The organism is Halanaerobiales bacterium, assembly GCA_035270125.1.
GTDB lineage: Bacteria > Bacillota > Halanaerobiia > Halanaerobiales > DATFIM01 > DATFIM01.
This window is the reverse complement of sequence record DATFIM010000203.1, coordinates 15858-31392: the sequence shown is the minus strand read 5'-3', so window position 1 is coordinate 31392 and position 15535 is coordinate 15858. Positions and strand designations below refer to the sequence as shown.

Sequence of the window (15535 nt, the reverse complement as noted above, 5' to 3'; positions counted from 1 at the left end):
TTATGATAAAAGAGGTGGAGCTGTTGGTTCTCTTTATGATTTAAGTGATGATAGTAGATTTAATCATACTATAAAAGTCAAAAGTGGATTTATGGCAGAAAAAAGTAGTAAAATGCTAAAAAATTTTTTTAAAAGTTTAAGATAATGGAAGGATGGGTGAGTCCGGTTGAAACCGCTCGACTCGAAATCGAGTAGGCACTTCATTAGTGTCTCGAGGGTTCGAATCCCTCTCCTTCCGCCAAATTTGTGTTATCCTTGACAAAAGCAATAATATTTAATATAATACTTGATGTGTGACAAAAGAAAAATAATATGGAGAGGTGTCCGAGTCTGGCTTAAGGGGCCCGCCTGGAAAGCGGGTGTAGGCTAAAACCTACCGAGGGTTCGAATCCCTCCCTCTCCGCCATTTATTTATGACCTTTTTGAGAGGTCTTTTTTTTATGCCTGAAACTTTTTTAATATAGTTGGAAATATGTTATAGTAAAAGTATAAAATATCAGAATAAGAGAAAACCGAAAATAAAAGAGGTTGATTTTATGTTAATTGAGCTAATATATAATATGGCTATGGTTATTTTATTTATTTTGCTTTCTGTACGTTTAAAAGAACATTTATTAAAAAGTGATGTTAATGATCCATATTATTATAAAATAACTATTGCTTTTTTAGCTGCTTTAATATCTATTATTTTAATGAAAAGACCTTTTGTATATCATGGTATAGCTTTTGATTTAAAAAGTATCCCAATTTTCTTAATTTCTTATATTTATAGTTGGAAATATGGATTAGTGGTAACTTCTCTGCCAGCTTTTTATAGGTGGATGCTTGGAGGAGAATGGGTTATTGGAGTAATAATTTTTGAAATATTCTTTCCAGTAATCATTGGTGGGATATATCATAAAAATAAAGATAGTATAATTGTTACTATAGATAAAAAAGAAATAGTAAAAGCTTATAGTTGGGTTTTAATAGTTGGTTTCACAATTCTTATAATAATTTTGGATTATCCATTATTATTTTGGGCTAAAATAATACCGGTTTTTTCAATTTCTTCTTTATTCACTCTTTTGAATTCTACTATGCTTATTAATGATACTAATAGGAGTATTTATCATAATATTGTTAAATATGATAATCTACGGCAAAATTTAATTGAAAATCAAAACAAACTTGAAAAAACAAAAAATAAAATGGATTTAATCGGCAAATTATCTCATGAATTTAAAACTCCACTTAACCTTATATTTTCGGCTGTACAGATGATAAATGTAAATAAAAAAGATAATAATAGTATTAGTAAATATACAGATATTATTAGGCAAAATGGATATAGGATGTTAAGGTTAGTTAACAATTTAATTGATCTGGTAAAAATGGATGTTGATTCTTTTTCATTAGAATTAAAAAATGCTGATATAGTAGATATTTTAAATAAGGTGACTGATTCTGTAAAATCTTACATAGACAATAAAAATAGAGATATAAAATTTATTTCAGATTTTGAGAAAAAAATAATCAAATGTGATCCTGTCAATATCGAAAGAATTATTTTGAATTTGCTTTCAAATGCAGTAAAGTTTACTGAAAAAGGGGATATGATTACTGTAAGTTTATATAAAGAAAGTGATATGATAAAAATTTCTGTAAAAGATAATGGAATTGGTATAAAAAATAATAAATTGAAATTTATTTTTGATGAATTTAAACAAATTGATGAGTCAATGACCAGAAATAGTGAAGGTAGTGGTCTTGGGCTTTCTATTGTAAAATCTTTAGTTGAATTACACGAAGGAAAAATAACAGTCAAAAGTAGAGAAGAAAAAGGATCAGAATTTATTGTTTCTCTTCCTGATGAAAAAATAGATGGAGAAGAAATTGAAGAATTTAAATTTAAAGATAATATTAATAAAACAGCTTTAGAACTTTCGGATATAGAATTTTAAATTAAGTTTCTCTAAGGAGTGATTTGATGGAAAATATTGTAGTAATTGGAGGTAGTAATGTAGATTTAAAAGCCTATAGTGAAAACTATTTACCCCATACATCCAATCCAGGACATATAGAAGAAAGCTTGGGAGGAGTAGGACGTAATATTGCTGAAAATCTTGGAATTTTAGATAATAAAGTTACTCTACTTACTTCTGTGGGTAATGATCATTTTGGAAAAAAATTATTAGAGGAGACTTCCAGATCTCAGGTAAATTTAGATCATGTAAAAATTACTGATAAAGAAAAAACAGGGTTGTATCTTGCTCACCTTGATAAAGATGGAGAATTAATTGCTGCAATTTCTGGAATGGAAATTATGAATAGTATTGATGAATCTTACATAAAAGCAAATAAAGATTTAATAAAAAATGCATCTTTAGTTATTTTTGATACAAACCTTAATTCAGAAGTTATTGAATATATTTTAGAAATAACTAAAAAAAATAAGATTATTACTTTTGCTGAACCTGTCTCTATTGATAAAGGGAAAAAATTATTACAGCAAATAGAAAGTATTGATTATTTAAGTCCTAATTTAGATGAAGCTGAAATGCTTCTTGGTCTTGAAGTTAAAGGTGAAAATGATTTTTCTTTAAGATTGAAAAGAGTTAAAGAAAAATATAATCATTATAAAAATATTCCTGTAATGTTTGTCAGTTGTGGTGAAAAAGGTGTTTTAATTCTTAGTAAGAAAAAATCTGATTTTGTTGAAGCTGAAAAAATTCCTAAAAAAGATTTAAAAGAAACAACCGGTGCTGGAGATGCTCTTTTGGCCGGAATTGCCAGCAAATTAGTAAGGGAAAATAGTGAATTAAAAAAGGCGGTTGAATATGGTATTAAAATTGCTTCCTTGACAGTAAAAAGTAAATTTACTGTTAATCCAGATTTAAAAGAAAGACTAAAGGGGGATTAATTATTATGAAAAATGATTTAAATAAGTATCTTGATATAAAAGATGAAGTTAAAGAAACACTTGAAAATAATCAGCCTGTAGTAGCTTTAGAATCTACTATAATTGCTCATGGAATGCCCTATCCAGAAAATATTGAAACTGCAATAGAAATAGAAGACATTCTAAGAGAAAAAGGAGTAGTTCCAGCTACTATTGCTATAATTGATGGTAAAATAAAGATAGGCCTTAGTAAAGAAGAGATTGAATTTTTAGGACAATCAAAAGAGGTTCTCAAAGTTAGCAGAAGAGATCTACCAGTTGTATTGGCTCGAAAAAAGCATGGAGCTACTACTGTTGCTGCTACAATGATTTGTGCTGAAATGGCCGGAATAAATATTTTTGTAACTGGTGGTGTAGGAGGAGTTCATCGAGGTGCTGATAAATCTTTTGATATCTCTGCTGATTTAGAAGAGCTGAAAAGAACAAATGTTGCTGTTGTTTCAGCTGGAGTAAAATCTATTCTTGATATTGGACTTACTTTAGAAAAACTTGAAACTTTTGGAGTACCAGTTCTAGGATATAAAACTGAAGAATTTCCTGCATTTTATAGTAGGAAAAGTGGTTATAAGCCAAACTATAAAATTAAATCAGCTAAAGATGGTGCAGAAATCTGCAAAGCAAAATGGGAATCTGGATTAGATGGAGGTTTAATGATTGCAGTACCTGTCCCTAAGAAAGATGAAATTGAATCTGATATAATTAATCAAAAGATAGAACAGGCTCTTAATGAGGCAGAAGAAAGAAATATTAATGGTAAAGAACTTACTCCTTTTCTTTTAGATAGAATAAAAGAGATAACTGATGGTCAAAGTCTTGAAACAAATATTTCTTTAGTAAAAAACAATGCTAGAGCTGGGGCTGAAATTGCAAAAGAATTAAGTAAAATAAAATAATACAAAAATTAATAGCGGTGGAAAGCCACCGCTTAAATTTTTAAGCTCCTCCATTTCTAAATAATTCAGCAAAATCATTGGGAAGGATCTCATTATTTTCTATTGCTTTTGCTATTTTTTCTTCATTATATTTTACTTCTCTGTCTGTATAATCAATACTATCTTTTTTAATATCTAAAATTACATAAGTCGCTCGAGGATTACCATGTTTTGGTTTGCCTGCACTTCCTGCATTTACTATATATTTTTCATTTATGACCTTAAAATAAGGTAAATGAGTGTGACCACTTAATAAAACGTCAAACTCGAAATTTTTAGCAATTTCTTTGACTTCTTTACTATCAGCATATAAATATTCATTATTTTTTCGAGGACTTCCATGGACTAAGTATAAATTCCAACCTTCAATTTCTATTTTCTTTTCTTTAGGAAGCTCAGCCAGCCATTTCTTATTTTCTTCACTAACTTCTTCCTGGGTCCAGAATAATGATTTATTAGCATTTTCTGTTTCTTTTTGAGATTCATAATCACAACCACAGACCATTAATTCTTCTCCAGTGCTTTCATCATAATTACCCTGAATGGTAAGAATATTTTTTTCTTTAATAAGATTAATTACTTCATTTGGATAGGGAGCATATCCTACCAGATCCCCTAAACAAATGATTTTATCAACATTTTGTTTTTCAATATCCTGCAAGACTTTTTTAAGAGCAAATATATTTGCATGGATATCTGCAATAAATGCAATTTTCATATATTTCACCTCATTTAATTATTTTTATGCTGCAATCTTTTCTTTATCTTTAAACCAGTGAGTTGTTTTATTTGCTATTCTTACTAAAGTTAACATAAGAGGTACTTCAACTAAAACTCCTACTACTGTTGCCAGGGCTGCCCCAGAAGTTAACCCAAAAAGACTTATAGCAGTTGCTACAGCCAATTCAAAAAAGTTGCTGGCTCCTATCATACTTGCTGGAGCTGCTATATCATGTGGGACTTTCCAAAATTTGGCCCAAAAATAAGCAATTAAAAATATGAAAAACGTCTGAATAATTAGAGGTATAGCTATTAATAGAATATGTAAAGGATTATTTAAGATAACATCTCCCTGAAATGAGAAGAGAAGAATTAGGGTTAAAAGCAATCCTATTACAGTGAAATTACTTATTTTATCCAAAAATACATTTTCAAACCAATCTTCCCCCTTTTTCCTGACAAAATACTTACGAGAGAGATAACCAGCTGTTAGTGGTATAACAATAAAGAGTCCTACTGACATAAATACAGTTTCATAAGGAACATTAATATTACTAATCCCCAATAATATTTTCACAATAGGAGCATAAGCTATAAGGAGGATAAGATCATTAACCGAAACTTGAATCAGGGTATATGCAGGATCACCATCAGTTAAATAACTCCAGACAAAAACCATAGCAGTACAGGGGGCTGCACCTAATAGTATTGCTCCAGCCACATATTCTTGAGCCAGTTCAGCGGCAATAAAATTTGAAAAAATAACTTTTAGGAATATCCAGGAAAAGAAAAACATTGTAAAAGGTTTAATAATCCAATTTACAGTTAAAGTAATTACTAATCCTTTGGGTTTTTTGCCTGCATTGGTTATACTTTCAAAATCAACTTTAGCCATCATAGGATAGATCATTAACCAGATTAAAACTGCTACCGGAATTGAAACATGAGCATATTCCATTTTGCTTAAGGTATTAGGGATTATTGGTAGATTGCGACCGATAAGAATCCCGGTTATTATACAAAGTGCAACCCATATACTGAGATATTTTTCGAAAAAATTAAGGCCGCTTCCGGCTGTGTTTTTTAACTTGTTTTCACTTTCCATTTTAAATATCACCTCATAATTTAATTATTTTTTATATTACATAAATCTTTACTTTTAGTTTCTTGATATTTTTTTTCAATATTGTTTAAACCAAGATTTTTGAAATCTAAATTTTTAAGATTATTTAAAGTTTTTAGATATTCATTATACTTTTTATTGTTGAGACTGTAATAGGACCATTGTTTATCCTTTTTTTCATTAACTAAATTTAACTTTTTAAATCTGGCCATATGTTGAGAAATACAGGGTTGAGTGCGATCTAAAATCTCTGTTAATTCACAGACACATAAGGTATCCTCGGCAATTAATTTTAAAATTTTAAAGCGAGTATTATCTGATATACACTTTAAAAAATCAATAATATTTTCATTTTCAGATGACATTTTTTCACCTCTTTTATTATTTTTCATATAAGTCTTTACTAATATAAGTATATAATTATGTAACTTTCAAATCAAGTATTTTAGGTGAAATTTACATTTTTTTAATAAATTTAACGATATGTTAACATTATAACCAATTGATTAATAAATACAGAAGTTGAGTGCTTGACAAAAGGGCTTTTGTTTAGTATAATATAAGTCGTGTCACAAGGTGAATAGCCTTGAAAATAGATATAAATTTTGCCGTACTAGATGGGGCGGTAGCGGTGCCCTGTAACCTGCAAGCCGCTATAGCAGGATTGATGGCCGTGCTGAGGGTCACACCTTTTAGGGTCTGGCCCTGGAAAGTGGTGTCGACGGTTGGGTCTTGCGCAATGGAGCTCTGTGAACCCCGTCAGGTCCGGGAGGAAGCAGCGGTAAACAGATGTCTCCATGTGCCGCGAGGTTGCCTGGCCCGAGCTAACTACCAGGGTAACGCCTGGAAGGTGGGATTCAAAGCCGGTGTACGGCATTTATAATATTAAAAGCAACCCTCTTATCTAAAGAGGGTTTTTCTATTAATGAATGTGATTAATGCAGGAAAAGTTGTTTTAATCTAGAATAAAATAAGTTAAGAAGAAGATAAATTATAAAGGAGAAATATATATGGCTTTTTTGTCATTATACCGCAAATATAGGCCTGAAACTTTTAATGATTTGGTTGGACAGGATTATGTAATACAAACTTTGAGGAATGCTCTTAAAAATGAGAGGATTGCTCATGCTTATCTTTTTGCCGGACCAAGAGGTACTGGTAAAACCTCTACTGCCAAAGTATTTGCCAAAGCTTTAAATTGTAAAGATGATTCAAGTTTTGAACCATGTGGAGTTTGTGATAATTGCAATAAAATTTCTTCAGGACAATCAATGGATGTTATAGAAATAGATGCTGCTTCAAATAGAGGTATAGATGAAATAAGAGAATTAAGAGAAAAAGTGAAATTTTACCCCAGTGAAGGAACCTATAAAGTATATATTATTGATGAGGTACATATGTTAACTAAAGGTGCTTTTAATGCCCTATTAAAAACTCTTGAAGAACCACCGGAAAATGTAATTTTCATTTTGGCTACTACTGAACCTCATAAAGTTATATCTACTATTCTTTCCAGATGCCAGAGATTTGATTTTTCTCTTTTATCAGTTAGTAATATAGTAAAAAGATTGGAAGACATTTGTGAAAAAGAAAAAGTTGATTATGAAGATGATGCCCTTAATTTAATAGCTCATAGCTCTAATGGTGGTATGAGAGATGCAATTAGTATTCTTGATCAGGCTATTTCTTTTACAAATGGTGATATTACAGCTCATAAATTAAGAGACATGTTAGGTAAAATAGAAAAAGGTGTTTTAAGGGATTATGTTAAATATGTAGCTAAAAATAATACTTCTGATGCTTTAGAGTTAATCAATAATTTAATAGAAAAGGGAAAAGGTGTTTCCCGTTTTGTTAATGACCTTATAGAGCATATAAGACAATTGCTCTTAATAAGAGAATGTGGAATAAATAATGACTTAATTGAATATCCACCTTCTAGATTACAATTATTAAAAGGAGAAAGTGAAATTTTAGATAGTTCAAAATTATTGAGAATGCTTGATATATTAACTAATATAGAAAAAGATATTAAATTTTCAAATCAACCTAGACTTACATTAGAAATGGGAGTTGTGAAAATGACTTCACCTGAAGCTGATGATTCTCTTCAGGGTTTAAAAACTAGAGTAGCTCAGCTTGAATATGAATTACGACAGAATAAAAGTGTTAGAAAAGATAAATCAGTTGAAAAAAATACTAAAAGTATTAAAGATGAAGTAAATAAAAAAGATGAAGTAAATAAAAAAAGAGAAACTAAAAAGAAAAGAAAGAAAAGTAAAGCTGAAGATGATCAAAAAATTGAAAAAACAAATGAAGATAACAGTATTGAACTTAAAGAACTAAAAAATGCCTGGCCTGTAATTTTAAAACAGGTAAAAAATAATGATATAAAAACTAATGCTTATTTAAAAGAAGGAAAAGTAGCTAAGGTAGAAAAAAACACCATTTTTATAGAATTTCCAGAAAACAAGAAATTTCATAGAAATGGAGCTGCTAAAAATAGAAAGTTGATTAAAAAAGTAATAAGTAGAGTTCTCTCCAAAAACTGTGAACTTGAGTTTGTAGTCAAAGGAGAGTATAATATAAACAGTGGTGGTGATCAAACTTCCAATAACAAAAAATCTAAAAAAAAATCAAAAGAGGATGATTTAGTTAATATTGTTTTGGAAATGTTTGATGGTAAGGTTATTGAGACTGATGAAACTATTATTGATAATTAATTTATTTAAAAATAAGGAGGTTTTTTCTAATGAATATGAACAAACTTATGAAACAGGCAAAACAAATGCAGGCAAAAATGTCTAAAGTACAGGACGAATTGGAAGAAAAAACAGTTGAAGCTACTGCTGGTGGTGGAGCTGTTAAGGTAGTTGTTAATGGAAAACAGGAAGTACTTGATCTGGAAATAGACCCAGATGCTGTAGATCCAGAAGATGTAGAAATGTTAGAAGATTTAATTCTGGCAGCTGTTAATGAAGGTTTAAGAAAAGTACAGGATATGGTTGATGATGAAATGGGTAAAGTTACTGGTGGGATGAATATCCCAGGTATGCCCTAATGAATCATTATCCCCGACCTATGGGGCGGCTCATTGGTGAGCTGGGTAAACTTCCAGGGATTGGTCCTAAGACTGCCCAGAGATTGGCTTTTTATATCTTAGGTTTGAATAAAGGGGAAGTCAAGGAATTAAGTGATGCTCTCTTAGATGCCAAAGAAAATATAAAATTTTGTTCTGTTTGTAATAATTTAACTGAAAGTGATCCCTGCAGATTTTGCAAATCTCCAGATAGAGATCAATCTGTGATATGTGTAGTGGAAAGTCCTAAAGATGTAATAGCTATGGAAAAAACAGGTGAATATAAAGGGCTTTACCACATATTACATGGTGCTATTTCACCAATAGATGGAGTTGGCCCTGATGACATAAAAATCCAAAATCTATTACCTCGCCTGGAAGAGGAAGAAGTAAAAGAGGTTATAGTTGCTACTGATCCAAATGCTGAAGGTGATGCTACTGCAATGTATCTAGCAAAACTTCTTAAACCACTCGGGGTAAGAGTTACTAGAATTGCTCATGGTCTACCTGTAGGTGGAGACCTTGAGTATGCTGATGAAGTTACACTTTCTAAAGCACTTGAAGGTAGAAGAGAATTATAAATATAAAAGAATATAATATTGGATAATATGATGTCCTCCTGTAATAAGGAGGACTTTTTTTCTTTAACAATATTAAAATAATATGATATAATAAAATTGTAAATTATTGTTATTACTATCAAATATAAATGAAATTAGGTGAAAAAATGAAAGTTAAGTTTTTTCAAAATTTAAAAAATAAATTATATTTTATACCTGGGAGTTATGGTTTAGGGGCTTTAATACTTTCATTTATAATTATTACTGTTGATAATCAATTTGGAAATGTTTTGGTACAAATACTTCCAAATTATTTTTTTACTTCAGTTGATTTGGCCAGAGATATTCTTTCTACACTTGCAGGTTCTCTTTTTGGAATGATTACTATTTCTTTTTCTACTATAATGGTAGTTTTAACCATGTATTCTTCACAATTTTCACCTAGAACCGTTCAGGATTTTCTAAGAAGTAAAATGACTTTAAAAGTTTTGGGCGTATTTATAGGTGGTTTTATATATTCAATTATTACCCTGCTTTTTATGAAAGATGCTCCGGGAAGCAATGCTGTTTTTTCTGCTTTTTTTGGTGTAATTATTGCTATTATCTGTCTTGGTTATTTCGTAGTCTTTATTCATCATGCTGCTAATTCTGTTCAGGTTAATATATTGATCGAAAAATTAAGGGATGAAGTTATTGAATTAGTTAATAGAATTGAAGAAAGAAATAATAATGATGATCGAATTCAAAATGAATCACCTGATAATCTGAAAGAAATAACTACTGGTGAACCTAAAAGTATTTATGCTAATAAAAGTGGATATATACAGGATATATCTGATTTAAAGTTAACTTCAAAAGCTGGAAAAGAAAATATTGTAGTTAGAGCTGATAAAATGATAGGTGATTATGTAACTGAAAATAGTGTTATTTTTTCAGTTTGGGATTATGAAGGAGAAATTGAAGATTTAGATCTTTTAAAGTATGTTATAATTGATAGTGAAAGAAGTAAAGAAAATGATATTGAATTTGGATTATTAAAATTAACAGAAGTTGCTCTAAAGGCTATTTCTCCAGGAATTAATGATCCCAATACAGCGGTATTCTGTATTAATCAATTAGGATGGATTCTATCAAGAATAGCTGTAGCTAATCTTGAAAATACTTATTACTATGATGAAGAAGATAACCTTAGATTTATACTTGAAGATATTTCCTTTGGAGATTTATTATATAAGACTTTTTATCAATTAAGATATTATGGAAATAGAGATGTTTCTGTAGCTGGGGCACTTCTTGATTCTTTATTAATTATCGCTGAAGGAAGCCCTAGAGATGTCAAAGAAAAAATCTGGCATTTTAGCAGCTTTATTTTGGCTGGTTTTGATGAAAATGTTTTAGAAGATGAAGATAAATTATTTTTAAATAAAAAAATAAAAAGATTATCTATAGAAACTGATAAAGGAGCTGATTCCAGACCATATTTTGAATTAGATGAAAAAGAGGAGGTTTTTAATGATGAATGAATTTTACAGAAAAAAAGTAAAAGCAGTATTTACTGAACTTAAAACTGAAAAAAAAGGTTTGACCAAAGATGAAGCGAAAAAAAGATTAGAAAAAAATGGAGAAAATAAATTAAAAACAAAAAAAGGAACCCCCAAATGGAAACTATTATTATTTCAATTTAAAGATGTTTTAATGATTTTATTGTTGATAGCAGCAGGAATGTCCTTGCTTATTCAAAATTATCGTGATGGATTAGTAATGATAGTTATTGCTCTTATTAATGCAGTAATTGGATTTTTTCAGGAACATAAAGCTGAAGAGATAATGGCTTCTCTTGATAATCTTGTAAAATCTCCTGCTAAAGTAATTAGAGATGGAGAGATTGAAGAAATTCCTCAGGAAAATTTGGTGGTTGGAGACATAATTAAACTTGAAGAAGGAGATAAAGTTCCTGCAGATGTAAGAATAATGGAAGCATTTAATTTAAGAACAAATGATGTTTCTCTTACTGGTGAATCAATGCCCCAGGAAAAAATAAGTAATGCTATTGATGAAGAAAGAACTTTAGCTGATAGAGACAATATGGCTTATTTAGGGACAAATGTAGCTTCCGGTTCTGCTAAAGGAATTGTTGTAAAAACAGGTATGGACACTGAAATGGGTAAAATTGCTTCTCTTACCCAGGAGGAAGAAAAATCATTGTCTCCATTACAGAGTGAGTTACAGGTAATTGCTAATAGAATAGCAATTTTTGCCGTTATTGTAGGATTTGTTTTATTTGGAATCAGTATTTATCAGGGAATGGGTTTGAATTTTGCCTTAATCTATGGATTGGGTATAGCAGTTGCTGTAGTACCTCAGGCTCTTCCGATGCAAATAACTGTTGCTTTATCACAGGGAGTAAATCGGTTAGCAAAGGAAAATGCAGTTGTCAAAAAGTTATCTTCAGCTGAAACACTGGGATCAACTAATGTTATTGCAACAGATAAAACTGGTACATTAACTAAAAATGAAATGACAGTAAAGAAAGTATGGTTTAATAATAAAGAGTATGAAATTTCCGGTCTTGGTTATAAACCTGAAGGCGATATTTTAGATGAAGAAGGCAATGCTCTTACTGAAGATAAAATTGATGAATTAGAAATTATGTTTGATGCTGCTACTATGGCCTCTAATGCCGAAATTCATAAACCAGATGAAGAACATTCAGGCTGGTATGCTATTGGTGACCCAACTGAGGCAGCTTTAATTACACTTTCTACAAAACTTGGAACTCGTTCTCCAAATGAGGATGAAGAAAATCCAGAATTACATGAATTTAGTTTTGATTCTGATCGAAAAAGAATGAGTTCTATTAGAAAATTTGAAGATGGTAATCTGTTAACCATGAAAGGCGCTTTAAATAGTGTTTTATCGATAAGTAAATATATTTATAAAGATGGTAAAAAAGTAGAAATAACTGAAGAAGACAAAGAAAGATTAAACAAATTAAATGAAAAATATTCAAAAGATGCAATGAGAGTATTGGCTGTAGCCTACCGTAAACTAGGTGAAGATGAAACAGATTATGTTATTGAAGAGATTGAAAGAGATGTAGTTTTTCTTGGACTGGTAGCTATGATTGATCCACCTAAAGAAGGGGTGCGAGAGGCTATAGAAAATTCACATAAGGCTCATATTGATACTTTTATTATGACAGGAGATCATGCTATAACTGCTCAAGCTGTGGGGGAAGAAATTTCACTTTCAGTTGACGGTAGTGAAGTACCTGTTTTAACAAGTAAGGATTTAGAAGAATTAAGTGATCAAGAATTGAAAAAAATTATGGATGATAATGAGTCACTTATTTTTTCAAGAGTTTCACCTGAAAATAAATTAAGGATAGTTAAAAATCTAAAAGAACAGGAAAAAATTGTAGCTGTTACGGGAGATGGGGTAAATGATGCTCCAGCATTAAAAAGTGCTCATATTGGAGTAGCCATGGGACAGATGGGAACAGATGTCTCTAAAGAAGCTTCAGAATTAATTTTGCTTGATGATAGTTATCCTACTCTAGTAAAAGCTATTAGAGAAGGACGGACAATATATAATAACTTAAAGAAAACAGTATTAGCCTCTTTAACCAGTAATGGAGCTGAACTTTCGATTGTATTACTGGGTATGTTATTTGCTGCATTATTAAAGTGGCCTGTTCCAATTTTAGCTATTCAAATCTTATCTATTGACCTTTTAGCAGAAATTTTACCTTTAACTGCTTTAACTTTTGATCCAGGCTCAGAACATATTATGACTTTACCACCTCGAGAAAGAGATGAACATATAGTCAATAAAAAAACATTTAGTGAAATTGTATTTTTTGGATTATTAATGGGTGGGTTAGGATTTTTGAATTATGCTATTTTTGTGAATGGAATTGGAGAAGGATTTAGTAATACTCATTCATTATATCCGAGAGCTACTACTATTGCTTATTTAACAATTGTATTCAGCCAGTTTATCAATATTCTTTCGAGAAGATATGAACTAAGAAGTATTTTTAATAAAAATTTTTTTAATAATAAAAAGATGTTATACTCAATTGGATTGTCCATTTTTATGGTTTTAATTGTAATCTATACTCCAGGACTAAATAGTTATTTAGGTTTTGCTGGTGTTACAGCAGGTGATTGGCTGAGAATATTTAGTGGTACTTTAGTTTTTTTGGTTGCCCATGAATCAGTTAAATTTTTTAAAAGAAAAAAGGAAAATAACTAATTTTACCTTTACAATTTAATGTATTAAAGTTAAAATATAAATAGATATAATTTCAGAAATAAAAATGAGAAGGGAGAAAAAAAGGAGGTAGATATTTATTTCTGGAGAAACTTTTGGAATTTTATCGATCATCCCACCGGTGTTGGCGATTATTCTGGCAATGTACACAAGGGAAGTATTAGTTTCATTGTTTGCAGGTGTCTGGTCAGGAGCATTAATTGTATCGAATTGGAACCCTATTTCTGCAACTTCATTATCATTACGCTGGATTGTAAACACAGTCAACAGCCCCTGGAATGCTAAATTCTTAATATTAATTATGTTGATGGGGGCAGGTGCAGCACTTATTTACAAATCAGGAAGTGTTCTTGCTTTAGAAAAATGGATTGGTAATGCTGTTAATACTTCACGTGATTCACAGATTTTGACCTGGTTAATTGGTATGTTTATATTTATTGATTCTTATACCAGTACCATTGTTACTGGAAATGCAACTAGAGATGTTAGTATGAAAAATAAAACTTCTAGAGAAGCTCATTCCTATATTTTAGATTCAACAACAGCTCCAGTAACAACTTTTGGTCCTGTTTCAAACTGGATAGGTTATCAGGTTTCGATGATTGCTACTGGATTTACAGCTGCGGGAATTACTGCAGCCCAGGTTGGTGCAACACCATATGCTACATTTTTACGTTCTATTCCCTGGAACTTTTATTGTTTATTAGCATTTTTTATGGTTGGATTTATATCAATTTCCCAACGTTATTATGGACCGATGCTTGATGCTGAATGGAGATCGCGCAAAGAAGGCAAGTTGATGAGAGATGATGCAGAAGCTTTATCTGATATTTCTTCAGATGTAGGAGAACAGAGTGAAAAGAATCCGAAGTTAATTAACTTCTTTTTACCTATTTTTGCCTTATTAGTTGTTGGAGTATTTTCTATGTGGTGGCTTGGAGGAGGATATCAGCCTGATGTTGGTATAGCCAAAGCATTTCAGGAAACTGATATAGCTCTTTCCCTGCTTTATGGTTCATTTGCTTTTGTATTTTTTGCATTAATTGGCTCACTTGCTTTTAATACTATGGATTTAAGTGAAGCCAGTGATGCAATTGTAAATGGATTTAAAACAATGGTTATTGCAGCTGCTATTATTATTTTGGCCTGGACAATAGGTCATGCAACTGATCAGGTAGGTACGGCTGAGTATGTAGTACAAATACTTATGGATATAGGTTTACCTGGCAGGGCGCTTCCGATTATAGTATTTTTGGCAGCCATGTTTATATCATTTACAACAGGTACTTCCTGGGGCACAATGGCTATTTTAACTCCAATAGCTGTTTCTACTGGATATGAATTAGTTGGTTTTGAAATAGTGCCTGTCCTTATGGGAATTCTTTTTGGAGGTGCTATTTTCGGAGACCATGTTTCTCCAATTTCTGATACTACAGTAATGTCATCAATTTTTGCAGGTTCTGATCATATTGACCATGTTCGGACTCAGATTCCTTTTGCTCTTACTGCTGCTGTAGTTACTCTTATATCATTGATTCTTTATGCTTTAGGAATTTCTTCAGTTTTTCTTCTTTTAGTTATTTCCTTTGCTTTAACTATTATTTCAGTATTTGTTTTAAATAAATGGGATGCTAAAAGAAAGGGATTACCTGAGGTTATGCCTACATCTAAAGAAATAGAAAATGGAATTACCGATAAAACTCAGAAAAAAATGTTTAATAAGATTGCGATAACAGCAGTTTCATTTTACTTAATTTATATGATTGGTATTTTCTTATTTTCAAGATTAGGTGGATAAATAGAAAAATATAATAATTTCTATAAAAAATTGCCCTCTGCTATTAGTTTTTGTTATACTTAATAGCAGAGGGTTAATTAATGTTTTAATTATTTTATATTAAAGAG

General features: G+C 30.7%; 12 protein-coding genes, 2 tRNA genes and 1 other RNA gene. 12 read left to right on the top strand and 3 right to left on the bottom strand.

Features of this window, described 5'->3' with window-relative positions; genetic code table 11:
• The first annotated feature begins 146 nt into the window (after positions 1-146).
• The 5 genes from VJ881_10335 to VJ881_10315 all read left to right on the top strand — a co-directional run bounded on the left by VJ881_10335 (position 147) and on the right by VJ881_10315 (position 3834).
• Positions 147-241 (top strand) — tRNA-Ser (locus tag VJ881_10335).
• 73 nt (positions 242-314) lie between these two features.
• Positions 315-406, top strand: a tRNA-Ser gene (locus tag VJ881_10330).
• A 130-nt stretch (positions 407-536) separates the two neighbouring features.
• A complete protein-coding gene (locus VJ881_10325; GenBank protein ID HKL76448.1) occupies positions 537-1943 on the top strand; it encodes an ATP-binding protein in 1407 nt (468 codons plus the stop codon).
• 26 nt (positions 1944-1969) lie between these two features.
• A complete protein-coding gene (locus VJ881_10320) occupies positions 1970-2902 on the top strand; it encodes a carbohydrate kinase family protein (protein HKL76447.1) in 933 nt (310 codons plus the stop codon).
• A 5-nt stretch (positions 2903-2907) separates the two neighbouring features.
• Positions 2908-3834 carry a pseudouridine-5'-phosphate glycosidase gene (locus tag VJ881_10315; protein ID HKL76446.1) on the top strand — a complete coding sequence of 309 codons (927 nt, stop codon included), beginning with the start codon at positions 2908-2910 and terminating at the stop codon, positions 3832-3834.
• Positions 3835-3874: 40 nt separating this feature from the next.
• Here VJ881_10315 and VJ881_10310 read toward each other — a convergent pair whose 3' ends face one another.
• The 3 genes from VJ881_10310 to VJ881_10300 are packed head-to-tail and all read right to left on the bottom strand — an operon-like array spanning position 3875 to position 6081.
• Positions 3875-4591, bottom strand: a complete 717-nt coding sequence (locus tag VJ881_10310) for a YfcE family phosphodiesterase (protein HKL76445.1) — start codon at positions 4589-4591, stop codon at positions 3875-3877.
• Positions 4592-4615: 24 nt separating this feature from the next.
• A complete protein-coding gene (gene arsB / locus VJ881_10305; protein HKL76444.1) occupies positions 4616-5698 on the bottom strand; it encodes an ACR3 family arsenite efflux transporter in 1083 nt (360 codons plus the stop codon).
• Between the two features lie 20 nt (positions 5699-5718).
• Positions 5719-6081, bottom strand: coding sequence for a metalloregulator ArsR/SmtB family transcription factor (locus tag VJ881_10300; GenBank protein HKL76443.1), 363 nt, complete (start codon positions 6079-6081; stop codon positions 5719-5721).
• A 243-nt stretch (positions 6082-6324) separates the two neighbouring features.
• Between VJ881_10300 and ffs the strand changes: the two genes are divergently transcribed.
• The 7 genes from ffs (at position 6325) to VJ881_10265 (ending at position 15428) form a co-directional block, all read left to right on the top strand.
• Positions 6325-6590: signal recognition particle sRNA large type (gene ffs / locus VJ881_10295), an RNA gene on the top strand.
• A 136-nt stretch (positions 6591-6726) separates the two neighbouring features.
• Positions 6727-8439 carry a DNA polymerase III subunit gamma/tau gene (dnaX, locus tag VJ881_10290; protein ID HKL76442.1) on the top strand — a complete coding sequence of 571 codons (1713 nt, stop codon included), beginning with the start codon at positions 6727-6729 and terminating at the stop codon, positions 8437-8439.
• 11 nt (positions 8440-8450) lie between these two features.
• Entirely contained in the window at positions 8451-8777 is a 327-nt protein-coding gene (locus VJ881_10285) for a YbaB/EbfC family nucleoid-associated protein (protein HKL76441.1), read from the top strand.
• Positions 8777-9376 (top strand): recombination mediator RecR, encoded by a 600-nt coding sequence (recR, locus tag VJ881_10280; GenBank protein HKL76440.1) that lies wholly within the window; start codon positions 8777-8779, stop codon positions 9374-9376. The genes VJ881_10285 and recR overlap by 1 nt, the downstream gene beginning before the upstream one ends.
• Positions 9377-9522: 146 nt before the next feature.
• The gene (locus tag VJ881_10275; GenBank protein ID HKL76439.1) at positions 9523-10878 is read left to right on the top strand and encodes a DUF2254 domain-containing protein; all 1356 of its coding nucleotides are present in this window, start codon (positions 9523-9525) and stop codon (positions 10876-10878) included.
• Complete coding sequence (locus tag VJ881_10270; GenBank protein HKL76438.1) at positions 10868-13612, top strand: cation-translocating P-type ATPase; 2745 nt, start codon at positions 10868-10870, stop codon at positions 13610-13612. Before VJ881_10275 ends, VJ881_10270 begins: the two co-directional genes overlap by 11 nt.
• 160 nt (positions 13613-13772) lie before the next feature.
• A complete protein-coding gene (locus VJ881_10265) occupies positions 13773-15428 on the top strand; it encodes a Na+/H+ antiporter NhaC family protein (GenBank protein HKL76437.1) in 1656 nt (551 codons plus the stop codon).
• Positions 15429-15535: the final 107 nt, after the last annotated feature.